The sequence below is a fragment of the Massilia sp. BKSP1R2A-1 genome (genome assembly GCF_050586525.1).
Lineage (GTDB): Bacteria > Pseudomonadota > Gammaproteobacteria > Burkholderiales > Burkholderiaceae_D > Telluria.
The window spans coordinates 82,709-107,482 of the sequence record NZ_JBOBRE010000006.1; the positions used below are offsets into that span (position 1 = coordinate 82,709).

Annotated in this window: 19 protein-coding genes and 1 pseudogene; 11 read left to right on the plus strand and 9 right to left on the minus strand. The window is 66.2% G+C overall.

The annotated features are described in order from the left end of the window. The first annotated feature begins 3 nt into the window (after nt 1-3). The 6 genes from ACQ7JA_RS11135 to ACQ7JA_RS11160 all read left to right on the plus strand — a co-directional run bounded on the left by ACQ7JA_RS11135 (nt 4) and on the right by ACQ7JA_RS11160 (nt 5,933). On the plus strand, nt 4-1,614 hold the full coding sequence (locus ACQ7JA_RS11135) for a glycoside hydrolase family 10 protein (RefSeq protein WP_430897576.1): 1,611 nt from the start codon (nt 4-6) through the stop codon (nt 1,612-1,614). 85 nt (nt 1,615-1,699) lie between these two features. Next, nucleotides 1,700-2,632 (plus strand): N-acetylglucosamine kinase, encoded by a 933-nt coding sequence (locus ACQ7JA_RS11140; protein WP_430897578.1) that lies wholly within the window; start codon nt 1,700-1,702, stop codon nt 2,630-2,632. Nucleotides 2,633-2,652: 20 nt separating this feature from the next. Then, nucleotides 2,653-3,663, plus strand: a complete 1,011-nt coding sequence (locus tag ACQ7JA_RS11145) for an N-acetylmuramoyl-L-alanine amidase (protein ID WP_430897580.1) — start codon at nt 2,653-2,655, stop codon at nt 3,661-3,663. 81 nt (nt 3,664-3,744) lie between these two features. Next, nucleotides 3,745-4,644, plus strand: a complete 900-nt coding sequence (locus ACQ7JA_RS11150; RefSeq protein WP_430897582.1) for a LysR family transcriptional regulator — start codon at nt 3,745-3,747, stop codon at nt 4,642-4,644. 3 nt (nt 4,645-4,647) lie between these two features. Beyond that, a complete protein-coding gene (locus ACQ7JA_RS11155) occupies nt 4,648-5,259 on the plus strand; it encodes a M15 family metallopeptidase (protein ID WP_430897584.1) in 612 nt (203 codons plus the stop codon). A gap of 95 nt (nt 5,260-5,354) precedes the next feature. Then, the gene (locus tag ACQ7JA_RS11160) at nt 5,355-5,933 is read left to right on the plus strand and encodes a hypothetical protein (protein ID WP_430897586.1); all 579 of its coding nucleotides are present in this window, start codon (nt 5,355-5,357) and stop codon (nt 5,931-5,933) included. Between the two features lie 11 nt (nt 5,934-5,944). Here ACQ7JA_RS11160 and ACQ7JA_RS11165 read toward each other — a convergent pair. Beyond that, nucleotides 5,945-6,031 (minus strand): annotated as a pseudogene (locus ACQ7JA_RS11165) (PEP-CTERM sorting domain-containing protein); the annotation flags it as partial. Nucleotides 6,032-6,675: 644 nt separating this feature from the next. Here ACQ7JA_RS11165 and ACQ7JA_RS11170 point away from each other — a divergent pair. After that, nucleotides 6,676-7,608, plus strand: coding sequence for a polysaccharide deacetylase family protein (locus tag ACQ7JA_RS11170; RefSeq protein ID WP_430897588.1), 933 nt, complete (start codon nt 6,676-6,678; stop codon nt 7,606-7,608). 3 nt (nt 7,609-7,611) lie between these two features. Here ACQ7JA_RS11170 and dacB read toward each other — a convergent pair whose 3' ends face one another. Together dacB and ACQ7JA_RS11180 are read right to left on the minus strand one after the other, a co-directional pair. Beyond that, on the minus strand, nt 7,612-9,102 hold the full coding sequence (gene dacB, locus ACQ7JA_RS11175; protein WP_430897590.1) for a D-alanyl-D-alanine carboxypeptidase/D-alanyl-D-alanine endopeptidase: 1,491 nt from the start codon (nt 9,100-9,102) through the stop codon (nt 7,612-7,614). 10 nt (nt 9,103-9,112) lie between these two features. After that, entirely contained in the window at nt 9,113-10,351 is a 1,239-nt protein-coding gene (locus ACQ7JA_RS11180; protein WP_430897592.1) for a nucleoside recognition domain-containing protein, read from the minus strand. Between the two features lie 189 nt (nt 10,352-10,540). Here ACQ7JA_RS11180 and ACQ7JA_RS11185 point away from each other — a divergent pair, with 189 nt between their 5' ends. The 4 genes from ACQ7JA_RS11185 (at nt 10,541) to ACQ7JA_RS11200 (ending at nt 17,962) form a co-directional block, all read left to right on the plus strand. Beyond that, nucleotides 10,541-12,076, plus strand: coding sequence for a serine hydrolase domain-containing protein (locus tag ACQ7JA_RS11185; protein WP_430897594.1), 1,536 nt, complete (start codon nt 10,541-10,543; stop codon nt 12,074-12,076). 38 nt (nt 12,077-12,114) lie between these two features. Continuing rightward, nucleotides 12,115-13,893 carry an ABC transporter substrate-binding protein gene (locus tag ACQ7JA_RS11190; protein WP_430897596.1) on the plus strand — a complete coding sequence of 593 codons (1,779 nt, stop codon included), beginning with the start codon at nt 12,115-12,117 and terminating at the stop codon, nt 13,891-13,893. Between the two features lie 190 nt (nt 13,894-14,083). Then, the gene (locus ACQ7JA_RS11195) at nt 14,084-16,840 is read left to right on the plus strand and encodes a TonB-dependent receptor (RefSeq protein WP_430897599.1); all 2,757 of its coding nucleotides are present in this window, start codon (nt 14,084-14,086) and stop codon (nt 16,838-16,840) included. A 78-nt stretch (nt 16,841-16,918) separates the two neighbouring features. Next, complete coding sequence (locus ACQ7JA_RS11200; protein WP_430897601.1) at nt 16,919-17,962, plus strand: S66 peptidase family protein; 1,044 nt, start codon at nt 16,919-16,921, stop codon at nt 17,960-17,962. Nucleotides 17,963-18,022: 60 nt separating this feature from the next. On the opposite strand, the gene ACQ7JA_RS11205 is transcribed toward ACQ7JA_RS11200, so the two are convergent. The 6 genes from ACQ7JA_RS11205 to ACQ7JA_RS11230 form a co-directional block, all read right to left on the minus strand. Then, nucleotides 18,023-18,337, minus strand: a complete 315-nt coding sequence (locus ACQ7JA_RS11205; RefSeq protein WP_430897603.1) for a hypothetical protein — start codon at nt 18,335-18,337, stop codon at nt 18,023-18,025. Further along, nucleotides 18,334-19,461, minus strand: coding sequence for an acyl-CoA dehydrogenase family protein (locus tag ACQ7JA_RS11210; protein ID WP_430897605.1), 1,128 nt, complete (start codon nt 19,459-19,461; stop codon nt 18,334-18,336). Before ACQ7JA_RS11210 ends, ACQ7JA_RS11205 begins: the two co-directional genes overlap by 4 nt. Nucleotides 19,462-19,491: 30 nt before the next feature. Continuing rightward, on the minus strand, nt 19,492-20,160 hold the full coding sequence (locus ACQ7JA_RS11215; RefSeq protein WP_430897607.1) for an SDR family oxidoreductase: 669 nt from the start codon (nt 20,158-20,160) through the stop codon (nt 19,492-19,494). Between the two features lie 142 nt (nt 20,161-20,302). Continuing rightward, on the minus strand, nt 20,303-21,502 hold the full coding sequence (locus tag ACQ7JA_RS11220) for an acetyl-CoA C-acyltransferase (protein ID WP_430897609.1): 1,200 nt from the start codon (nt 21,500-21,502) through the stop codon (nt 20,303-20,305). After that, the gene (gene aceK / locus ACQ7JA_RS11225; protein WP_430897611.1) at nt 21,495-23,315 is read right to left on the minus strand and encodes a bifunctional isocitrate dehydrogenase kinase/phosphatase; all 1,821 of its coding nucleotides are present in this window, start codon (nt 23,313-23,315) and stop codon (nt 21,495-21,497) included. The genes ACQ7JA_RS11220 and aceK overlap by 8 nt, the downstream gene beginning before the upstream one ends. A gap of 173 nt (nt 23,316-23,488) precedes the next feature. Further along, a complete protein-coding gene (locus ACQ7JA_RS11230) occupies nt 23,489-24,673 on the minus strand; it encodes an isovaleryl-CoA dehydrogenase (RefSeq protein ID WP_430897613.1) in 1,185 nt (394 codons plus the stop codon). Nucleotides 24,674-24,774: the final 101 nt, after the last annotated feature.

Consider the following 24,774-nt stretch of genomic DNA (forward strand, 5'->3'; position numbering starts at 1 on the left):
GGAGTGGACTTGAAGCCCAACCTGAAAAAACGCACCCTCACCTTCGGCCTGCTCGGCGGCGCCATGGCCATGGGCGGATTCCTGACCGCCTGCACCACGCAGCCGACCGCGCCTGGCGGTACGCCGGGTACGGCCGACACGCCGCCCGCGGCCCCGCGCGAATTCCGCGCCGCCTGGGTCTCGACGGTGGCAAACATCGACTGGCCGAGTAAACCGGGCCTGCCAGCCGCGCAGCAGCAGGCGGAAGCCATTGCCATCCTGGAGCGTGCGGTCAGCCTGAACCTGAACGCCATCGTGCTGCAGGTGCGCCCGTCGGCCGACGCGATCTATCCCTCGAAGATCGAACCCTGGACCGAATACCTGACCGGCGCCCAGGGCAAGCCGCCCTCGCCCTGGTACGACCCGCTCGCCTTCTGGGTGCGTGAAGCGCATGCGCGCGGCCTCGAGCTGCACGCCTGGTTCAACCCCTACCGCGCGCGCCACGACAACGCCCGTTCGCCGGCGGCGCCGAACCACATCACCAATACGATTCCCTCGGCCGTGAAGCGCTACGGGAAGTTCATGTGGATGGACCCGGGCGAGGAAGCGGCCTCGAAGCAGACCATGGACGTGATCCTCGACGTGGTGCGCCGCTACGATATCGACGGCGTGCACATCGACGATTACTTCTATCCCTACCCGATCGAGGCGCCGGAAGTCGCCGGCAATGCACAGGCCCTGGACGGCAACGGCAAACCGGCGTCGAAGGAACTCGACTTCCCGGATACCCCGGCCTGGGAGCGCTACCTGGCCTCGGGCGGCAAGCTCGATCGCCCCTCCTGGCGCCGCGACAATGTGAATCGCCTGATCGAGGCGATGTACAAGGGCATCCACCGCGAGAAGAGCTGGGTGCGCTTCGGCATCAGCCCCTTCGGCATGGGCCGCCCGGACCGCCGCCCGCCGGGCATCAACGGCTTCTCGCAATACGACAAGCTGTATGCGGACGCCGAGCTGTGGCTGGAAAAGGGCTGGCTCGACTATTTCGTGCCCCAGCTGTACTGGCCGATCGCCCAGACCGCGCAATCGTATCCGGTGCTGCTCGACTACTGGATCAGCCAGAACCCGCAGGGCCGCCACATGTGGCCGGGCCTGTTCACCAGCCGCATCGGGGCCCCGGCGCCGACCAGGACCTACGAGCCGCAGGAGATCCTGGACCAGATCGCACTGACGCGCCAGCGCCCTTTGTCGACCGGCCACGTCCACTTCAGCATGATCGCGCTGACCCAGAACCGCCAGGGCATCAGCGACAAGCTGAAAAGCGGCATCTACACCGGCCCGGCCCTGGTCCCGGCCACCACCTGGCTGGCCAGCGAGCGTCCCGGCACGCCCCAGGTCAGCGGGGCGCCCGCCAAGGACGGCGTCAGGCTGAAACTCAAGGCGGGCAAGGCGACCGCGCTGTATGCGGTGTGGTCGCGCCACGGCGGGCAGTGGCGCTTCGACGTCGTGCCGGCTTCGCGTGTAGACTGGACGGTTCCGGACGATGGAAAACTGGGCGCGGCCGACCTGGTCTATGTGAGCCCGGTCGACCGCCTCGGCAACGAGGGCGCGCGCGTGCAGGCCTGGCGCAAGCCCTGATTGCGAAGCTCATAACCTTTGTTCATGCACATAGCGCCAGCATTCATTCGCGCGCCGGCGCGACCACAACGTACACTCGCGGGCTATGCACGATCCCGAACAGCAGCAAGACAGCACTGAGGCCCTTGGCCTCGGCATCGACGCCGGCGGCACCCAGACCCGCTGGGCCCTCGCGGGCGCGGGCGGCCGCATCGTCGCCGAAGGCACGGCCGGCGGCCTGTCGGCCCTGCAGCTGGGTTCCGGCGACGGACGCGAAGCGGTGCAGGCGACCTTTGCCGTCATCGCGCGCGAGGTGCTGGCGCATGGCCGCCCGGTGGCGGTGCGCGCCGGCCTGACCGGCTTCGGTGGCGAGGCGGAGCCCCTGCAGCGCTGGCTGGGCGAGCAGCTCGGCCTGGCGCCGCAGGCGCTGGTCTTCTCCAACGACATCGAGATCGCCTATCTCGCCAGCTTCCGCCCGGGCGACGGCTACCTCGTGTATGCCGGCACCGGCTCGATCGGCGCCTTCATCGACGCCCAGGGCGGATTCCACCGCGCCGGCGGGCGTGGGGTGGTGCTGGACGACGGCGGCGGCGGCTTCTGGATCGCACGCGAGGCGCTGCGCCACATCTGGCGCCTGGAAGACGAACGTCCCGGCGCCTGGGAATCCTCGCCCATGGCGCACGCCGTGTTCCAGCATGTGGGCGGCTCGGACTGGTCGTTCTCGCGCCAGTTCATCTATGGCCGCGAGCGCGGCGAAGTGGGCAAGCTGGCGATCGCGGTGGCCGCCACCGCCGAACGCGACCCGGCCGCGGCCGCCATCCTGCGCGAAGCCGGCCAGGAACTGGCGCGCCTGGCGACCGCCCTGATCGGGCGCTTCGGTCCGCGCCCGGTGGCGCTGGCCGGCCGCGCCGCCGAACTGCACCCGGCCATCGTCGACACCATGCGCGCGGCCCTGCCGCCCGACATCACGCTCAGCCAGACCGGCGTGCGCGCCCATTACGCGGCGGCGCGCCTGGCGCTCGGCCAGTGCTTCAGTTAAAACACCAAAGGATCCGCAGAATGAAAGTCCTGATCGTCCCCGTCATCCTCGCCCTGCTGGCCGGTTGCGCGACCGCGCCCAAGGGCCCGCAGATCGACACCACCTACAATGCCAAGGGCCAGTCGAGCCGCGCGCGCTTCCTGGTCCTGCACTACACGGTGTCGGACAAGCCGACCTCGATCAAGATCCTGACCGAGCAGCAGGTAAGCGCCCACTACCTGCTCACCGACGATCCGCAGCCCATCATCTACCGCCTGGTGGACGAGACCCGCTCCGCCTACCACGCGGGCGTCTCGAGCTGGAAGCAGTACACGCAGCTGAACAACAGCTCGATCGGCATCGAGATCGTCAACGCCGGCTGGAAGGACACGCCGCAGGGCCGCGTCTACGCGCCCTTCCCGCAGGCGCAGGTGGATGCGCTCATGGTGCTGGTGAAGGACATCGTCCAGCGCAACGGCATCGCGCCCGAGAACGTGCTGGGCCACAGCGACATCGCGCCGCTGCGCAAGCAGGACCCGGGTCCGCTGTTCCCATGGGCGCGCCTGGCGCAGGAAGGCCTGGTGCTGTGGCCGGATGCGAACCGCGTCGCGCTGGTCCGCCCGATTTTCGACGCGATCCTGCCGGACGTGGCCTGGTTCCAGCGCAAGCTGGCCGCCCATGGCTTCGGCATCCAGCAAACCGGCATGTTCGACAAGCAGACCATCACCGTGCTGTCGGCCTTCCAGATGAAGTACCGACCGAGCGACATCTCGGGCAATATGGATGCGGAGACCGCGACCCTGCTGGAGGTATTGACGACGCCGGCGAATGCGCCGCTGCCCGTCGTGACGCCGCCCGTGATCACCAGCCCGGTCCCGGCGCTGCCGCCGGCGACGGCGCCGGTTCCCGTGGTGCCCGAGACGGCGCCGGCCCCGGCCGCGCCTGTGCCGCTGCCGAACCCGGCCACCCCGGCGCCGGTCCCGACGCCGGCGACGCCGGCGACGCCGCTGCCGGCGGGGCCCGCCAACCCGGCTGTCGTGAACACGCCGTGACGGTCGCCGCAGCCAGGGTTTACATGTATCCTTCGACAAATCCGCGGCTCGAACGCGGAGCCTCTACAGAAGGATGAAGCGATGCGCCTGCGCCATATCGAAGTTTTCCACGCCATCATGCAGGTCGGTACCATCAGCGGTGCCGCCCAGGTTCTCCACATCTCGCAGCCCGCGGTGACCAAGGTGCTGCAGCACGCCGAGCTCCAGCTCGGCATGCCGCTGTTCGAACGCGTGCGCGGCAAGCTGTATCCGAAGCCGGAAGCGCACCGCCTGTTCGCCGAGACCGAGAAACTGAACCGCGACCTGCAGGGCATCCGCCGCCTGGCCGCCAGCCTCAAGAGCCGCGCGGTGGAGACGGTGCGCCTGGTGTCGACGCCGACCATCGCGATCAGCGTGCTGCCGCAGGCGATGACGGTGTGGCGCCGCGACTTCCCGCAGGCGCGCTGCGAACTGTCCACCCACCACACCAGCGAGATCGTGAACGCGCTGCGCCTGGGCGAAGCCGACCTCGCGCTCTCGCTGCAGGACCCGCGCCACCCCGGCATCGTGGCCGAGCCGATCGCCCACGGCATGCTCACCGTGATGGCGCCCGCCGGCACGTGGCCGGAAGAAGAAGCGTCGAAACCCTTCACGGCCGAAGGCTTGAGCGGAGAACTGATCGGCCTGACCGACGGCGACCCGCTGGGCGAGATCGTGGTGGCCGCCTGCGAGGCGCAGGGCGTGCAGCCGGTCTTCCACACCGTGGTGCAGACCTACCAGATCGCCCGCTCGCTGGTCGAAGCCGGCGCCGGCAAGGCCGTGCTCGATCCCTTCACCGCCGCCTCGGCCGACCCGGCCAGGGTGCAGTGCCGTCCGTGGTCGCCGGCGATGCCGGTCCACCTGTATCTGCTCACCGCCAGCCATTCCCCCTTGTCGCACGGGGCGCGCGAGCTGGCCAACTGTATCGGCGCGACCGCGCGCGCCCTGCTCGAAAAAGGTTAGTGCATGAGTTTGTCCGTGGCCAGCGAAGACATCGCCGGCAGCCCTGATTTCCGCCATCTCACCAGCATCGAGGGGATCGCGATCGACCTGCGCTACGCGACGCCCAACAACTTCGTCGGACGCGACCTGTACTCGCCCTACGACTGTGCCTGGCTGCACGTCGATGCGGCGGCCGCGCTGGAAACCTTCGTGGCATGGCTGACCGAACGCCGCCCCGGCTGCACGGCCCTGATCCTCGACGCCCTGCGTCCGCAGCGGGTGCAGCAGCAGCTGTGGGATGCGCTGGAAGGCACCGGCCTGCAGATGTACCTGGCCAACCCGGCGCGCGGCTCGATCCACTCCTACGGCATGGCGCTCGACATCACCCTGCTGGACGAGAACGGGAAAGAGCTGGACATGGGCACCGGCTTCGACGACATGACCGAGCTCTCGCACCCGGCACTGGAAGAAGGCTTCCTGGTGGCCGGCAAGCTCACGGACCAGCAGGTCGCCAACCGCCGCCTGCTGAGGGAGGGCATGCTGGCGGCGGGCTTCTTCGGCATCAATACCGAGTGGTGGCACTTCGACTGCGGCGACCGCGAACTGGTGCGGGCGACTTATCGCCGCGTGCTGTAATTCCTGCTGCCGAGTAGCGCGGCCACGACAGGCGGCCGCGTGCGCGCGCCCGACGGTAGTAATCTGGCATTCCGAGTTCTCACCAAGGAATCGCGATGCGCAAGCTTCTCCTTGCTTCCCTGCTGGCCGGCGCCGCCTGTCACGTCCGCGCCGAACCGACGAGCTGGGATTTCAGTTACACGGGCTTCTACTGGACCTTCGAGAGCCATTCGACCTTCGACGGCGACCACACGGCTGAGGGCTGGCAGCCCGGCAAGCAGGTGACGGGCCGCTTCAGCGGCGAAGATGGGAATGGCGACGGCATCATCGCACTGGACGAGCTGAGCAAATTCACCGTGCACGGCAGGGACTATTTTCCCTGCATGGCGGAGCCCAGCCCCTACGGCCGCTGCAGCATCCAACGCTTCAGCTACACCCTGGGCGGGGAACTCGATTTCTCGGCCGGCTGGTACGGCTATGACGAGTATTACTCCGGCTGGGGCGGCGGCGTGAGCACCGGCGTGAGCGCCAGCGACTACTCCTACGGTTACCACTACGAATCGGAAACCTTCCTGTACTGGACCGGGCAGACCCGCTTCGACATCGTGCAGTTGCCGGTGCCGGAGCCGGGTGGCGGCGCGATGGCGGCGGCTGGCCTGCTGCTGCTGGCCTGCCTGCGCCGCCGTTTCGCCTGACTACCTGCCGATTACTTCGCCGGCTTGCGGCGGCGCAGCGCCGCGAGGCCGGCCATGCCCAGGCCCAACAGGGCGATGCTGCCCGGTTCCGGCACGTCGGCTGCCTGCACGCGGGTCCAGTTGGCGGCGGTCGCGTTCGCGCCATAGGCCCATCGGCCCTGGTAGATGCTGTGGTTGTAGCCGCCGCTATTGACGAAAATGTCGTTGCTGGTCCAGCCGTGGGTAGCGTCGATGTTCCAGCTGCTCGGCATGAAGTTGGTGAACGACACCTGCATGGTGAAGGAGGCGGTGGTATTCACGTTATTGAAGTTGTTGAAGCCATCCGTGAACGACCAGGCGAAATCAGGATTGATCCAACCGGACGACGAGGACACACTGCCGCTGCCGGTTGCGTCCAGTGCGGAAGCATCGAAGGAAATCTGGCCGGTGATCTTGTCGCCGACGGCGAACGGGCCTTGGGCGAAGGTAAAGGCCGGGCCGTTGAACTGGTAGGTCAGCGGAGCAGCGGCGACCAGTTGCGAAGCGGCGAAGAGAGCGGCGGCAGCAGCGATTTTTGCGATGTTCATTGGTAACTTTCCTTGATATTAAGTAAGATAAAATTACCATAAGCAACTCGCATGCCAAGTAGTAAAATCAAACACTTAGCTCTGTCGTAATTACGCAGTGTAAATATTTTCGACAGTAACTGGACAGGGTCCAAGCGGCGTCCTACCCTTGCTGGATCGATGCAAGAGGAGTCCGCATGTTCCGTTTCCCGTCCATCTGCGCCGGCATGGCCGCCGTCTGCCTGCTGCTGGCCACGCCCTCTCTGTACGCCCAGTCGGTCGCCTTCACCTTCGACGACGGCCCGACCCTGTCCGAGACCCCGCGCCTGTCGCCCCAGGCGAGGAACAGCGCCATGCTGGCGGCGCTGGCGAAACACAAGGTCGAAGCGGCGCTCTTCGTCACCTGCGGCAACGGCGCCGACCGGCCCGAAGGCCTGGCGCTGGCGCGTGCCTGGGGCCAGGCCGGTCACGCGGTGGCGAACCACACCATGACCCACCCGGACCTGAACAATGCGAAGACCGGGCTTGCGCAGTACCAGCAGGAGGTGCGCGACTGCGACCGCATCGTCGCCCCGCTGCCGGGTTATCAAAAATGGTTCCGCTACACCTATCTGCGCGAAGGGAATACGCCGGAGAAGCGCGACGGCATGAAGGCTTTCTTGCGCGAGCATGGCTACCGGAATGCCTACGTCACGCTCGACACCAGCGACTGGCGCCTGAACGACAAGCTGGCCGAGGTGCTGGCGAAGAATCCCCAGGCGGACGTCGAACCGATCCGCCAGGCCTACCTGTCCCACATCCGCCAGCGCGCGCTGGCCTACCGCGCCCTGTCGCAGCGCCTGCAGGGCCGCGACATCGCCCAGGTCCTGCTGCTGCACCATAACCTGATCAACGCCCTGTGGCTGGACGACGTGATCCGGCAGTTCCGCGACATGGGCTGGACCATCGTCAGCCCGGGCGAGGCCTTCGCCGACCCGGTCTACGCGCTCGACCCGCAGCGCAATGCGCCGGGCCAGAGCCTCCTGATCTCGATGGGCCGCAGCCTGGGGATGACGACCCAGGACATCGGCCTGCGCCTGATGGACGACGGCGACTTCGAGATCGAAGCGCTCAAGCAGCAGGGTCTATAGGGTTCAGGGCGCCGAAGGCGCCGGCTGCAGCGCCGGCGCCTGGGCCGCGCCCGAGCGGGCCACCCAGTCCACCAGCGCGTCGAGCACCGCGCGTCCGCGCCCATTGCCGGCCTGCTCGCTGTTCACCATCGCCACGAACACGTTCTGCACCCCGTCCGCATCCGGCACGTAGCCGGCCAGCGCGACGACGTTGCGCAGGGTCCCGGTCTTCAGGCGCGCACGTCCCGCGGCCGCCGTGCCCTGCAGGCGCCGGCGCAGGGTGCCATCGATGGCCGCGATCGGCATGCTGGACTGGAATTCGGGCGCCCAGTTGCTGCGCAGGCCGGCCTGCAGCAAATACGCCATCTGTTGCGGCGTGATGCGTTCCAGGCGCGACAGGCCGGAACCGTTCTCGATCACGAAGCCGGTATCGTCGATGCGGTGCTCGCGCATCCACGCGCGCACGGCGGCGTCGGCGCGCGCCTGGGTGGTGTCGCTCCCGGCCGGCACGGCGGAGCTGCCCGCCGCCGGATCGGGCTGCAGGCTGCCCAGGCTCAGGAACAGCGTGCGCGCCAGCAGGTTGTCGGAGGGCTTGTTCGTGTCGCGCACCAGCTCGGGCAGCGAGCGCGAGGTGTGCTCGGCCAGCAGGCGCGCATCAGGCGGCGCGCTGCCGGATACCACCTTGCCGCTGAACTTCCCGCCCAGGTCTTTCCACTTCTGGCGGAACAGGCGCTCGATGTAGTCGTCGCGGTCCAGCACATTGATGCTGTAGCTGCGTGCGCAGTCCTTCGGGAAGGTCCCGTGCAGCATCACCTTGATGCGCCCATCCTTCTGGCGCACCGCTTCCGGCAGCTTCCAGCCGTCTTCCCATTTCGAGCAGTCGGCGTCGACCAGGGTCATGTCGGAGCCGATGGACACGCGGTCGAGTTCCGGCTGCATGGCGAGCTTCAGGCGCTTGTTCGTGGAGCGCATGTCGATCTGCAGCATGTTCTTGTTGACGAGGAGCGGGTCCGGGATGACGTTGTAATAGGCCTCGGGCGACTCGTCGAAGGGCGGCAGGCCCTGGTCCAGGCGGCCCGGGTTCCACACGCCGCGGTCGAGCACCAGGTCGCCCTCGATGCGGCGGATGCCCTGGTAGTGCAGGGCGCGCAGCATGTTGCCGATGTCTTCGCCGGACAGGTCGGCGTCCGCGCCGCCCTTGAGCACAAGGTTCCCGCGCAGGACGCCGTTTACCAGATCGCCGCTGGTGCGCAGCTCGGTGCGGCCGCGGAAGGCGGGACCGAGGCGATCCAGGCTGACCATGGTCGTCACCAGCTTCATGGTCGATGCCGGCTGCATCGGCCGGTCGGCCTGGTGGGCCAGCACGATCGCGTCGCCCTTCATGACCAGGATGCCGAACTCGCTTTCGTTCAGGCCCTGCTGCGCCGCTACCTGCGCCACCGGCGCCGGCAGCTGGGCGTGGACGGAACCGAAGGCGGCAAAGAGGACGGTGGCGAGGGCGAGGCGGCGCAGCATGGATAACTCCTTAACCAAAGAAGAGATAGGCGACGAAGATGGCGCCGATGACGCCGGCCAGGTCGGCCAGCAGGCCGTAGCCGATCGCGTAGCGGGTCTTGCGGATGCCGACCGAGCCGAAATACAGGGCCACGACGTAGAAGGTCGTGTCGGCCGCGCCCTGCAGGATGCTGGCCAGGCGGCCCACGAAGGAGTCGACTCCGTAGGTGGTCATGGCGTCGATCATCATGGCGCGCGAGCCGCTGCCGGAGAGCGGTTTCATGAGCGCGGTCGGCAGCGCGCCGACGAAATCGGTGGGCAGGCCGAGCGACTGGAAGATCCAGGCGAAGCCGCTCACGATCATGCCCAGGATGCCTGAATTACGCACCACGCTGATCGCCACCAGCATGCCGACCAGGTAGGGGATGATCTTGAGCGAGGTTTCAATGCCGCCCTTGGCGCCCTCGATGAAGGCCTCGTACACATTTACCTTCTTGACCAGTGCGCCGATCATGAAGGCGGCGATGATCGAGAACAGGATCAGGTTGGCGGTGACCACCGAAATCAGTTCGATCTGCGACTTGTCGAGGAAGACGGTGAAGTACCAGACCAGCAGCGCGATCAGGGCCGTCATGCCGCCGATCCAGCCGAAGACGGCCGGGTGCAGCAGGTTGATGCGCTGGCGCAGGCTGACCGCGATGATGCCGGTCATGGTCGAGCAGTAGGTCGCGATCAGGGTCGGGATGAAGATGTCGGCGGGATTGGCCGCGCCAAGGATCGCGCGCTGGGCCATGATCGCCAGCGGAATGATGGTCAGGCCCGAGGTCTGGATCACCAGGAACATGATCTGGGCGTCGCTGGCCTCGTCCTTGCTCGGGTTCAGCGTCTGCAGGCTCTCCATGGCCTTCAGGCCGAAGGGCGTGGCGGCATTGTCCAGCCCCAGCATATTGGCCGAGAAGTTCATCACCATGTGGCCGTTGGCCGGGTGGTCCTTCGGCACGCCCGGGAAGATGCGCGAGAAGAAGGGCGCGATGATGCGCGCGAACAGGTTGATGGCGCCGGCCTTTTCGCCGATGTTCATGATCCCCAGCCAGAGCGTCATAACGCCGGCCAGCGGCAGGGCGATGTCCATCACGGCCATCTTGGCCGACGAGAAGGTGCCGTCGATGACGCGCTTGAAGATTTCGGTATCGCCCAGGAACAACCATTGTGCGAGGGCGGCCACGAAGCCGACGAGGAAGAAACCGGTCCAGATGTAATTGAGTGCCATGGATTCGCTGCTGCTGAAAAAGCCGTTCGATTGTGCAACGAGAGTATAGGCCGGGAACAAGCTGCGTTGATGAAAGAATGCGCCTGCGCCATGTTTAAAAGTTATAAGAGCGCCTCCTTTTGTTTTCTCAACGGCATGAGAATCAAGGCATAATCTTTTCCCAGCCCGTGCTTACCGGAGAGGATCAGCATGCATCGCCCATCCCGTCTTGCCCTGTGCAGCCTTGTCGTCGTCCTTGGCAGCGCCGCTGTCGCGCCCCTTCATGCACAGGCGCAGGCGCAGAGCCGCGGCGAACGCGTGGCTGCGCTGCTCCCGGAAATCGACAGGATGTACGCGGAGCTCGCCGACAAGGCCCACCTGCCAGGCCTGGTTTACGGCGTGGTCCTCGACGGCAAGCTGGTGCACGTCCGCTCGCTCGGCCTGGCCGATGTCGGGCGCAAGATTCCCGTGAGCAGTTCGAGCGAATTCCGCATCGCCTCGATGAGCAAGAGCTTCGTGGCGATGGCGGCGCTGAAGCTGCGTGACGCGGGCAAGCTGCGCCTCGACGACCCCGTCGCCGATCACCTGCCCGAGCTGCGCCGCGTCCAGCTGCCGACCCGCGATTCGCCCGCGCTGACGATCCGCCACCTGATGACCATGACTACCGGGCTGCCCGAGGACAATCCCTGGGGCGACCGCCAGATGGCCCTGCCCAACGCCAGGATCGAGGGGCTGGTGGGCGCCGGCCTGTCGTTTTCCAATGCGCCCGGGCAAGCCTACGAGTACAGCAACCTCGGCTACATCCTGCTGGGCAAGGTGGTGAGCAAGGCGTCCGGCATGCGCTTCCAGGATTACGTTACCCGCGAGATCCTGCGGCCGCTGGGAATGAACAACACGCGCTGGGAATACACGCAGGCGGCGCCGGGCAAGCTCGCCCTGGGATACCGCTGGGACCGCGACCATTGGGAGGCCGAACCGATTCTCCCCGACGGCGACGGCGCCGCGATGGGCGGGCTGATCACGACGGCGGACGACTTCGCACGCTACATCGCCTTCCACCTGGATGCCTGGCCGGCCCGTGACGATCCGGAGCGCGGGCCGCTGCGCCGCGCCTCGCTGCGCGAGATGCACCTGCCGCAGGTGTTTGCCACCCTGGCCGCCAAGGCGACCACGACCGACAGCAAGACCGCCAATCCGCGCGTGCATTTCTACAGCTATGGCCTGGACTGGACGCGCGACAGCCGCGACGTGGTCACGTCCGGCCACGCGGGCGGCCTGCCCGGCTTCGGCAGCCAGTTCCGTTTTGCGCCCGGCCACGGGGTAGGGGTGTTCGCCTTCACCAATCTGCGCTATGGTCCGGTGTACGGGCCGACCAACAAGGCGCTGCACATCCTGCTCGAGCGCGCCAGCCTCGGCCCGCGGCCGGTTGCCGTCTCGCCGATCCTGGCGACGCGCCACACGCAAGTGGCGCAGCTGGTGCAAACCTGGGATGCCGCCCTGGGCAGCGCGATCGCGGCCGACAACCTGTTCCTCGACCGTTCGCGCGAAGACTGGATCGTGCATGCGCGCGACACCCTGGCGCCGATCGGAAGAATCACCTCGGTCGGCCCGATCGAGGCCGAAAACCAGTTGCGCGGCACCTTCCCGCTGGTCGGCGAGCGCGGCACCGTGAACGTCAGGTTCACGCTCACCCCCGAACGCGAGCCCAGGGTGCAGGAGATCGAACTCACGCCGGTGAAGCCGTAGCACGAGCATGTACAACAACTGATGGACGCAAGACCCGCATGACACTCCGCCTGGCCGCCGTTGCCCTCCTGTTCCCCCTGCTGTGCGCCGGCAGCGCAGCAGCACAGCCGCCGGAAGAGAAAGTCCTGCGCATGTTCCTGTCCACCAGCGAGACCGGCCTGGACCCGGCCGTGGCCTCCGACAACGCGACGCTGTCGCTGCTGGAAAACCTGTTCGACCCCCTGCTGCGCTACGACTACCTGGCGCGTCCCGCCAAGCTGCGCCCGAACACGGCGAGCGCCATGCCCGAGGTGAGCGCGGACGGCCTGACCTACACCTTTCGCATCCGCCCCGGCATCCATTTCACTCCCGATCCCGCGTTCAAGGGCGTGAAGCGTGAAGTGACCGCCCAGGACTACGTCTACAGCATCAAGCGCCTCTACAACCCGGCCCTGAAGTCGCCCTGGGCCTATATGTTCGAGGGGAAGATCGAAGGCGACGAGGTCCTGAAGAAGCACTACGACGCGGACACGCCCGTGGCGGGCCTGCAGGCCCTCGACCGTTACACTTTGCGCATTCGATTGAAGGCGCGCGACAACAACTTCCTGTTCTACCTCGCCGTGCCCGCCGCCGGCGTGGTGGCGCGCGAAGTGATCGACGCCTATCCCGGCCAGGCCGGCAACCACCCGGTCGGCACCGGGCCCTTCATGGTGGGGCAGTGGAAGCGCAGCGACCGCATCACCCTGCTGGCGAATCCCTATTCGACGGCCGTGTTCCACGCTACGGCGGGCGATCATCCCGAGGACAGGGCGATCGCCGCGGCGCTCGAGGGCAAGCGCCTGCCGCGCGTGGACCGGGTCGAGGTGCGCATCGCAGAGGAATTCCAGGGCCGCATGCTGGGCTTCCTGAACGCCGAATACGACTACCTCGAGCAGATCCCCGAGTCGATGACCGACATGGTGGTGCGCGACGGGCAGCTCAAGCCCGAGCTGGCGGCGCGCGGCATCGTGCTGTCGCGCTTCCCGGTGCTGCAGACCTACTATATGTGGATGAACATGAAGGACCCGGTCATCGGCGGCTACGGCAAGGACCGTATCGCGCTGCGCCGGGCGATCTCGCTCGCCTACAACAATGCCGAGGACATCGCGCTGCTGAAAAAGGGCTTCGCGATCAAGGCGGAGTCGCCGCTGCCGCCCAATGTGCTGGGTTATGACCCGGCCTACCGCAGCCCCGTGCCGTATGACCCGGCCTTGGCCAACGCCCTGCTGGACCGCCACGGCTACACGCAGCGCGACCCCGATGGATTTCGCCGCAGCCCGGACGGCCAGGCGCTCACCCTCACCATGCACAGCGAGGCCACCGTCGGCGGCCGCCTGCGCGACGAGCTGTGGCGCAAGTGCCTGAACGCGATCGGCCTGCGCGTCGTCTTCAAGTCGGACAAGAAGACCGAGATCATCAAGGCTTCGCGCCTGGGCACGGTCCAGATGTTCGAAAGTAACTGGATCGCCGACTTCCCCGACGGCGACAACTTCTATCAGCTGCTCTACGGCCCGAATGCCGGCCGCGCCAACTATGCGCGCTTCGACCTGCCGGCGTACAACCAGCGCTACGAAGCGGCGCGCCAGCTGAGCGACGGCCCGGCGCGCCAGAAGCTGTATTTCGAGATGAACCAGCTGATCCACGCCTATAACCCCTGGGTCCCGCTGACCCATGTCCTGTCGGGCGATTTGCGCCATCCGTGGTTGAAAAACTACAAACGGCACCCCGTCGAGTTCACGCAATGGCGTTATCTGGATGTCGATGTTGCGCAAAGGGCACGCTCCACCAGAGCGAAATAGCCATTCTGTTGGTTTTTCCTAAAGAAAATATTCCTGCTGGTTATACTGGCCGCCGCATATTTCATTGGAATGCGCCGATTTCCTCGGCGTACCCTGAAATGACACCATAACGTAATGCCAAGACATTACAGACAGATAAGCCGGTCAGGCCACCTCGACCGCCGCCAAGGGAAACGTTAGGAGAAACCCCGTGAAGTTAAAGAAGCTCGCCCATTTGATCGCTCTGATCGGCATCACCAGCCCGGTCCTCGCACAAGACATGCCGGCAGCCGACAGGATTCAGCGCGTCGAGATCACCGGTTCCAGCATCAAGCGTGTCGCCAAGGAAGGCGCCCTGCCGGTACAGGTGATCAGCGCCGAATCCCTGGAAAAGCAGGGCATTACCTCCGCCGAGCAACTGATGGCGACGATTTCGGCAAACGGCACCGGCGCCGACAATCCGACCTCGGGCAATAACGTGTTCGGCGCCGATGCCGACCGCGTCAGCGGCGGCGCTTCCTTCGCTTCCTTCCGCGGTCTCGGCCCGAACAGCACCCTGGTGCTGATCAACGGCCGCCGCGCACCAACCCACGGCAAGAGCGGCAAGGCGGTCGACCTGAACTCGATCCCGATGGCCGCCATTGCGCGCATCGAGGTCCTGAAGGACGGCGCTTCGGCAATCTACGGCACCGACGCGATCGGTGGCGTGATGAACATCATCCTGAAGACCGACTACCAGGGCATCGAAGCCTCGGCCTACAGCAATGCCACCGAAGAGGGCGGCGGCGACATCTACCGCGCCTCGCTGATCGGCGGCCACGGCGACCTCGAGGAAGACGGCTTCAACATCATGGGCACGGTCGCCTTCACCAAGAACGACAAGCTGTCCTCGAAGCAGCGCGGCTTCGCCAACGGCTTCCAGCCGGGCCGCGGCCTGTCGCCAGACACCACCGGCACCCCGTTCGCCAACCAGCTGACCGGCGCCGGCACCGCGCTGGGCACCGGTTTCAAGATGCCGAACGATCCGAACACCTACCTGCAGGCCAATCCGCTGAGCTTCCAGGGCAAGTGCGACACCGTCGAGGGCATGTCGCAATACCAGACCGCGCTGTGGAAGGACGTGACTTCGCCGCTGCGCTCGACCTATTCCTGCGCCTACGACTACGGTGGCGACTACATCATGCAGTCGCCGTCGGAACAGGCCAACGCGCTGGTGCGCGGCACCTGGAAGCTGTCGGCCGACCACAAGGTCTTCGCCGAAGCGATCGGCTCGCGTTCGGAAGTCATCTCGATCCTGACTCCGGCCCAGATCTCGACCTCGCTCGCCAACGGCAACGCCTATCCGGTGGGCGGCCGCTACTACCAGGACCTGTCGGCCTTCATCCCGACCTACAACCGCAACCTGCCGATCATCTACAAGTGGCGCGCCAACCCGCTGGGTAACCGCACCCAGGAAAACACCACCACCAGCGGCCGCCTGCTGGTCGGCGCCGAGGGCGTGATCCGCGGCTGGGACTACAAGGTGGGTCTGTCGAAGGCGCAGAGCAAGACCCACATGGAGCTGCTCGACGGCTACGCCTACACCGCCGACTTCTACAAGGTACTCGGCAGCGGCATCGTCAACCCATGGTCGCTCGACGGCACCCAGACGCCGGAAGCGATGGCCGCGATCGAGCGCACCAAGTACCGCGGCGCCTTCCAGACCGGCAAGACGACCATGACCCAGCTCGACGGCACCATCTCGGGCGAGCTGTTCAGCCTGCCTGCCGGCAAGCTGGCGATGGCCGCCGGCTTCGACCTGCGCCGCGAGACCTACCTGTACAGCCAGGACGTGGCCGCCGAGCCGATCCTGCTGTCGCCGGGCAACGCCAACCTGCCGAAAGCCTCGCGCGACGTGAAAGCGGTGTTCGCCGAGTTCATCGTGCCGGTGACGAAAGACCTGGAGCTGCAGCTGGCCGTGCGCCGCGACGACTACAGCGTGATCGGCGCCACCACCAATCCGAAAGTCGCCTTCCGCTACCAGCCGACCAGCTGGCTGCTGTTCCGCGGTTCGGCCAACAAGGGCTTCCTCGCCCCGAGCTTCACCCAGCTCTACACCGGCGCGCTGCGCCAGGAACTGGCAAGCGGCATCATCGACACCGTCGGCTGCGCCGCCCACCCGGGCGACCCGCGCTTCTGCGCGCCGGAGCGTTTCGACTACATCTCGGGCGGTAACCAGAAGCTCAAGCCGGAGACCTCGAAGCAGGGCACGCTGGGCATGGTGATCGAGCCGTTCAAGGGCTTCTCGGCCTCGATCGACTGGTGGGCGATCAACATGAAGGACCGCATCCTGAACCGCAGCGCCAGCATCGTGCTGCAGAACGCCGCCCTGCTGCCGCAGAACATCATCCGCAACCCGGACGGCACCATCGACTATGTCCAGGCCGGCTGGATCAATGCGGCGGGCGCCAAGACCCGCGGCGTCGACGTCGGCCTGCGCGGCGACGGCAAGTTCGGCGACGGCTACAAGTGGAACGCCACCCTGGACGGCACCTGGACCGGCAGCTACAAGTTCGCCGAGATCGAAGGCCAGCCGTACAAGGAATACGTCGGCCTGTTCTTCACCCGCGACCTGTACCTGCGCTGGAAGCATTCGGCCACCTTCAGCGTGAGCCGCGGCGACTGGAGCTTCCTGCTGAGCAATAACTTCGCCAACGGCTACAAGGACCAGGTGCCGAACAACGGCAAGGGCACGCCGCCGCCGGGCTTCGATCCGGACGTGTCGAGCTACACCCGCTTCGGCCTGTCGACCACCTACACCGGTATCAAGAACACCTCGATCACCGTGGGTGTGCAGAACCTGTTCGACCGCGATCCGCCGTTCACCGCCCACAACGTCGACGACGTGGTCGGCGCGGGCTGGGATCCGCGTGTGGCCGATCCGCGTGGCCGTGCCTTCACCTTCAACGTCAAATACAAGTTCCTCTGATTTGACGGTACCCGACGGCCCGCTGCCGGCGGAGGCGCAAGCCTCCACGGCGCGGGCCGTTTTTCATTGGGGAGAACCATGAACATGACCCGGCGCGGCTTCGGCGCTCTCGCCGCCGCCGCTATTTCCACGCCAGGCCTGGCTGCCGCCGCATCGAAGCGCACGGCGCAACGCCTCATCAAGCCCCCGCGCCTGCGCCCCGGCGACCTGGTCGGCCTGGTCGCGCCGGGCGGCTACGCCAGCGACCGGATCATCGAAAAATCGGTACAGAATATCGAAGCGCTGGGGCTGCGCGTGAAAGTGGGGACTTACCTGCGCGCCGTGCACGGCAACTATGCCGGCTCGGTGCAGCAGCGCCTGGCCGACCTGCATGCGATGTTTGCGGACCCGGAAGTGAAGATGATCTGGCCGGTGCGCGGAGGCTCCGGCTGCATCTCCTTGCTTGCCGGCCTGGACTACGCCCTCATCCGCCGCAACCCGAAGATCCTGCTCGGCTACTCGGACATCACGGCCCTGCACCTGGCCATCCACAACCGCGCCGGCCTGGTGGGCTTCCACGGCCCGGTGGCCTCGTCGACGCTCGCCGACTATTCGCGCGAGCACATGCTGGCGGTGCTGTGCGAGCCTCGCACCACCTACACCGTCCCGATGGCGCCGGAGAACGCGGTGAAGGCGCAGACCGCGCCGCAGTTCGCCATCCGCACGCTCACGCAAGGCGTGGCGACCGGCCCCCTCATGGGCGGCAACCTGTCGCTGCTCGCGGCCCTGTGCGGCACGCCTTACGCGCCCGATTTCCGCGACGGCCTGCTGTTCGTCGAGGAGGTGGACGAGGCGCCTTACCGGATCGACCGCTGGATGACCCAGCTCGACCTCGCCTACGGTCTGGACAAGGCTGCCGGCGTCATGGTCGGGGTCTGCGAGGATTGCGTGCCGAAGCCCGGCGAGCGTGGGCTGAATCTGGACGAGACGCTGGACCAGCACCTCAAGCCGCTCACGGTGCCCGCGGTGACGGGGTATTCGATCGGGCATATTCGCCACCAGTTCACGATACCGGTGGGCGTGCGGGCCCGGCTCGATACGGCGGCGCAGACCGTGACCTTGCTGGAACCCGCAGTGCTGTAGGGTGGACGGCTTCGCCGTCCGCGCGTTCAAATAGTCCTCGAATAGCCAATGCGCGTCAATTCATCGGGGAGTTGAACGCGCGGTCGGCACAGCCGACCACCCTACAGTTTGAAGCAGGTCGATGTGGCCGGCGATCGCGCCGTCCTCGTCGAGCGCGATCCACACATGGCGCCAGCCCGGCTGCCCGACCGGGGTCATGACGCCGGTCGTGAAGCGTTCGCGCATGGCGTCCGGTACGCCCGCCTGTGTCGGCGTCATCGGCTGGAACAGCAGACCGTCGCGGCCGTTCTCGGCCAGCTGCTCGTCCAGGTAGGCGAACAGCGCCGGCAGGTCGTCCGGCGTGGCGGGACCGACCGTGAGGACGTGCTGCGTCACAGCGCGCGCGCGATCAGGATCTTCTGGATATCGCTGGTGCCTTCGTAGATCTGGCACACGCGCACGTCGCGGTAGATGCGCTCGACCGGGAAATCGGCCACGTAGCCGTAGCCGCCGAAGACCTGCATGGCGTTCGACACCACGCGCTCGGCCATCTCGGAGGCGAACAGCTTGGCCATCGCGGCTTCCTTCAGGCAGGGCAGGCCGGCGTCCTTCATCGCCGCCGCATGCAGGATCAGCTGGCGCGCGGCCTCGATCTGCATCGCCATCTCGGCCAGGCGGAACTGCACCGACTGGTGCTCGAAGATCGGCTTGCCGAAGCTCTCGCGTTCCTTCGCATAGGCGAGCGCCGCTTCATAGGCCGCGCGCGCCATGCCGACCGATTGCGAGGCGATGCCGATGCGGCCGCCTTCCAGGCCCGACAGGGCGATCTTGTAGCCCATGCCTTCCTCGCCGATCAGGTTTGACGCCGGCACGCGGCAGTTGTCGAACACGATCTGCGCGGTGTCCGAGGAATGCTGGCCCATCTTCTGCTCGATGCCGGCGACGATGTAGCCCGGCGTATTCGTCGGCACCCAGAAGGCGCTGATGCCCTTCTTGCCGGCCGCTTTATCGGTGACGGCCATGACGATGGCGACGTCGCCGTACTTGCCGCTGGTGATGAACTGCTTGCTGCCGTTGATGACGTAGTGGTCGCCGTCCCTGACCGCCGTGGTACGCAGGGCCGAGGCGTCGCTGCCGGTGTGCGGCTCGGTCAGCGCAAAGGCGCCCAGCATTTCGCCTTGCGCCAGCGGACGCAGGAAACGTTCCTTTTGCTCTTCGTTCGCATACATCATGGCGATCGAGCAGACCGGGCAGTTGTTCACCGAGATGATGGTCGAGGTGCCGCCGTCGCCGGCCGCGATCTCTTCCAGCACCAGGGCCAGCGACACGTAGTCGAGGCCCGCGCCGCCGTACTGCTCCGGCACCGCCACGCCGAAGGCGCCCAGCTGCGCCAGTTCCTTCAGCTCGTCTTTCGGAAAATAGTGGTCGCGGTCCCAGCGTGCGGCATGGGGGGCCAGTCGCTCCTGCGCATAGCTGCGCAGGGCGTCGCGGATCATCTGGTGTTCTTCGCTGAGGATCATTGTGTCTCGTTCGTTTTTATAGGTAATGGATTACCACGGGATCGGCGTGCCGTCGTGGTCCAGGAAGGCGCCGTTCTTGGAAACGTCCACCCTGCCCAGCGTGGCGCGCAGGTCGCGTACGCTTTGTTCCGGCGTGAGGGTGGCGCCACTGCCGCCCATGTCGGTCTGCACCCAGCCGGGGTGGAAGGCCACGCAGGTCACGCCTTGCGCGCCATAGGTGATGGCGGCATCGGCAAGCACCGAATTCAGCGCGGCCTTGCTGGCGCGGTACAGCGTGCCTTCGGTACTGTTCCGCGCGCCGATCGAGCCCATCTTCGACGATACGACGGCGAGCTTGCCGCGCGTGTCGGCCAGCAGCGGGCCGACGATGGGGATCAGGCGCATGGCGGCCAGCACATTGGTGTGCATGACGGTGTCGAACTCCGGACCGGTCGGGAAGCTGGAGCCCGAGGGGCCGTAGACGCCGGCCACCAGCCAGGCCACGTCGATCTTCTCGTCGTCGAGCCGCCAGCCCAGCGCGGCGATGGAATCGGCGCTCGTCACGTCGAGCTGGTGGGCGGTCGCGCCCATCTGCGTCAAGGCGTCGCAGTCTTCCTGCTTGCGGGCGGTGGCGATCACGCGCCAGCCGTCAGCGCGGTACTGGCGCACCATCTCGTGGCCGATGCCGCGGGAGGCGCCGAGGATCAAAGCGGTAGGCATAGTCAGCTCCTTGTATTGGTAGGGTGGTCGGCTGCGCCGACCGCGCGTTCAACTATAACCGGCATCTCGTTGACGCATCGGCTGCTTGAACGCGTGGGCGGAGTACCGCCCACCCTACAAGGTCGGTACGTCGCCGCCTTGCTTACGCCAGCTCGATCGCCATGGCGGTGGCTTCACCGCCACCGATGCACAGCGAGGCCACGCCGCGCTTGCCGCCGGTGCGCTTCAGCGCGCCCAGCAGGGTCACGATGATGCGCGCGCCCGAGGCGCCGATCGGGTGGCCCAGCGCGCAGGCGCCGCCATGGATGTTGACCTTGCTGTGCGGGATGTCGAGGTCGCGCATGGCGGCCATCGGCACGGCGGCGAAGGCTTCGTTGATCTCGAACAGGTCGACGTCGCTCGCCTTCCAGCCGGTCTTGGCGAACAGCTTCTTCATCGCGCCGATCGGGGCGGTGGTGAACAGGTTCGGTTCCTGGGCATGGGTGGCGTGGCCGAGGACGCGGGCGATCGGTGTCAGGCCCAGCTCTTTCGCTTTCGATTCGCGCATCATCACCAGGGCCGCGGCGCCGTCGTTGATCGACGAGGACGAGGCGGCGGTCACGGTGCCGTCCTTCTTGAATGCCGGCTTGAGCGACGGAATCTTGTCGACCTTGGCCTTCATCGGACCTTCGTCCTTCTCGACCACCAGTTCGCCGGAGCGGGTGGCGACCGAGACCGGCGCGACTTCCCAGTTGAACCAGCCTTCATTGTTGGCGGCCTGGGCGCGCTTCACGGATTCGATGGCGAAGTTGTCCTGGTCTTCGCGCGAGAACTGGTAAGTGGCCACGCACTCTTCGGCGAAGGTGCCCATCGAGCGGCCTTCGCCGGTCTTCTCGTTGCGCGAGTAGGCGTCTTCGAGGCCGTCGAGCATCATGTGGTCGAACATCGGCGCGTGGCCGATGCGGTAGCCGCCGCGCGCCTTCGGGATCAGGTAGGGCGCGTTGGTCATCGATTCCATGCCGCCCGCGACGACGATGTCGGCGCTGCCGGCGACCAGCTGGTCATGGGCGAAGATCGCGGCCTGCATGGCCGAGCCGCACATCTTCGACAGGGTCACGGCGCCGGTCGACAGCGGCAGGCCGGCCTTGATCAGGGCCTGGCGCGCCGGGGCCTGGCCCTGGCCGGCCATCAGGCAGTTGCCGAAGTAGACGTGCTCGACGCTGTTCGCATCGACGCCCGCGCGCTCCACCGCGGCCTTGATCGCCACCGCGCCGAGGTCGCTCGCCGTTTTCGAAGAAAAATCGCCCTGGAAGGCGCCCATCGGGGTACGGGCGGCGCCAACGATAACGACTGGATCATTCATTGTGTAAGGTCTCCAAAATGGGTGGCGCTGGATCACGGTGGTCGTGCGCCGGGGTGCAGAAACGGATCTGCTGGGGGTAAGGGAAGACGTCGTCGACGACGCCCGCCAGGATGCGGTCCTTGTGGGATTGCCAATATGCGCGGGTGAGCAGCTCCGCGTGATGTTGCATGAAATGGTGCCGGATGGCCGGATTTCCAAGCAGGAAGCGGCCGAACTGTTCCGGAAACACGTCGTGCCTGCCGATCGGGTACCAGGGTTCCGCGGCCATCTCGTCCTCCTCGTTGCGCGCTTCCGGGATGTCGCGGAAATTGCAATCCGTGAGGTATTCGATCTCGTCGTAATCATAGAACACGACGCGGCCGTGGCGGGTGACGCCGAAATTTTTGTACAACATATCGCCCGGGAAGATGTTCGCTGCGACCAGGTCCTTGATCGCATTCCCGTATTCGATCACGCCGCGGCTCAGGCCTTCCTCGTCGCCGGCCGCCTGGGCATCGCTGAGATAAAGATTCAGCGGCACCATGCGGCGCTCGATGTACAGGTGGCGCACGATCAGGCGCTCGCCTTCGATCTCGACCAGCGAGGGTGCGAACTGCTTCAGCTCGGCCAGGAGCTCTTCCGAGAAGCGCGCCAGCGGGAAAGCGACGTCCGAGTATTCGAGGGTGTCGGCCATGCGCCCCACGCGGTCGTGGTGCTTCACCAGCAGGTATTTTTCCTTGACGAGGGCGCGCGTGGTGTCCTTGGGCGGCGGATAGAAATCCTTGATCACCTTGAACACATAGGGGAAGGACGGCAGCTCGAACACCAGCATCACCAGGCCGCGGATGCCGGGCGCGATGCGGAAGGCGTCCGAGCTGTGCTTCAGGTGCTGCAGGAAATCGCGGTAGAACAGGGTCTTGCCCTGTTTCTGCAGGCCCAGCACCGTATAGATCTCGCTGCGCGGCTTGCGCGGCATCAGGCTGCGCAGGAAACCCACGAACGCGGACGGCACTTCCATGTCTACCAAAAAGTAGGCGCGCGTGAAGCTGAACAGCAGGGTGATGTGGTACGGGTCCGTCAGCACCGTATCGAGTGCCAGCTGGCCGCTGGGCTCGTACAGTACCGGGATCACGAAGGGGTAGTCGCGCGGGCCGTTGATGGCGCGGCCGACGATGTAGGCGCCCTTGTTGCGGAAGAACAGGCTGGAGAGCACCTGCAGCTGCAGGTTCGCTTCCGCGCGGTCGATGCCGAAGGCTTCCCGCATGCGCGCCTCCACCAGGGCGACGTCGCGCGCCAGGTCGGCGAAGGGCACCTCGAGCTGGAAGTTCGTCACCATGCGCATCAATGCGGTGCGCAGGCCGTCGGCCGGCGGGTAGTAGACCCGGTAGGTCGGCTGCGGCTCGTCGGTCTCGATGTACTCGGTCGAGATCACCGGGCGCACGAAGAGGTGGTCGTTGTTGTAGTAGCTGCGGTGCAGGATGCGGCAGCTGACCGAGTTGAAGAAGGTCTCGGCCAGTTCCGGCTGCTTGTGGTCCGCGAGCAGGCCGATGTAGTGCAGCTTGGTCTCGCGCCAGACGCGGTCCGTCAGTTCCTCGAGGCTGTATTCGTTCTCGAGGATGTGCACGCATTCCTGCACGCGCCGGTCGTAGTAATCGATGCGCTCGCGCGCGGCCTCCTGGGCGGTGGTCCAGTCGGCGGTCTCGAAGTGGCGGCGCGCCTGCTGGCTGGCCTGGCGGAAGAGGCGGTAGTGCTTGTCGAAGCCGTCCAGGATGGTGCGCGCGATGTCGAATGCGATCTGGGAAGACAGCAGTTTCGGAAATGCTTGCTGGGTCATCGTTTGTCTCGCGCGCAGTGGTAAGCGGACAGTGTATTTCAATGAAGGGTGGACGGGTCCTCCCGTCCGCGCGTTCAACTCCCTCATGCTCCGGCACAGCGCATCCGTGAGTTGATCGCGCGGACGGCAAAGCCGCCTTTCGTGGCCCGGTCCACCCTACGTATTGCCTGGATTTACATCGTCTCGCCGAACAGCTCGCGGCCGATCAGCATGCGGCGGATTTCGCTGGTGCCCGCGCCGATCTCGTACAGCTTGGCGTCGCGCCACAGGCGGCCGACCGGGTATTCGTTGATATAGCCGTTGCCGCCCAGGGTCTGGATGGCCTCGCCGGCCATCCAGGTGGCCTTCTCGGCGCTGTACAGGATGGCGCCGGCGGCGTCCTTGCGCAGGGCGCGCACCTGTTCCGGCGAGGTGGCGCGGTCGCAGGCCTGGCCCACGGCATACACATAGGCGCGGCAGGCCATCATGGTCGAATACATGTCGGCGATCTTGCCCTGCATGAGCTGGAATTCGCCGATCGCCTGGCCGAACTGCTTGCGCTCGTGGATGTAAGGCACGACCGCATCCATGCAGGCCGACATGATGCCCAGCGGACCGCCCGACAGCACGGTGCGCTCGAAGTCCAGGCCCGACATCAGGACGTTCACGCCCTTGCCGACGCCGCCCAGCACGTTTTCGACCGGCACTTCGCAGTCCTGGAACACCAGTTCGCCGGTGTGCGAGCCGCGCATGCCCAGCTTGTCCAGTTTCTGGGCGATCGAGAAGCCTTGCATACCTTTTTCGATCAGGAAGGCGGTCATGCCGCGCGGGCCGGCTTCCAGGTCGGTCTTGGCATAGACCACCAGGGTGTCGGCGTCCGGACCATTGGTGATCCACATCTTGGTGCCGTTCAGCACGTAGCGGTCGCCGCGCAATTCGGCCTTGAGTTTCATGCTGACCACATCGGAACCGGCATTCGGCTCGGACATGGCCAGGGCGCCAACGTGCTCGCCCGAGATCAGCTTCGGCAGGTACTTGCGCTTCTGCTCTTCGTTGCCGTTGCGCTTGATCTGGTTGACGCACAGGTTCGAGTGGGCGCCATAGGACAGGCCGACCGAGGCCGAGGCGCGCGAGATTTCTTCCATCGCGACGATGTGCGCCAGGTAGCCCATGTTCGCGCCGCCGTATTCCTCGCCGACGGTGATGCCCAGCAGGCCGAGTTCGCCCATCTTCTTCCACAGGTCCATCGGGAACTGGTCGCTGCGGTCGATTTCGGCAGCGCGCGGGGCGATTTCGGCTTCGGCGAACTGTTGAACGGCTTCGCGCAGCGCGGCGATGTCTTCGCCATGGTCAAAGGTCAGGCCTGGGAGATGCAGCATGTCGTCCTCACGGTGAACGGTGGTTGAGCAGAATAGAGTGGATGATACTCGCCTCTTACGTTAACGTAAACGTCAACCAAGAGACAAAAAAAGCCGGACGG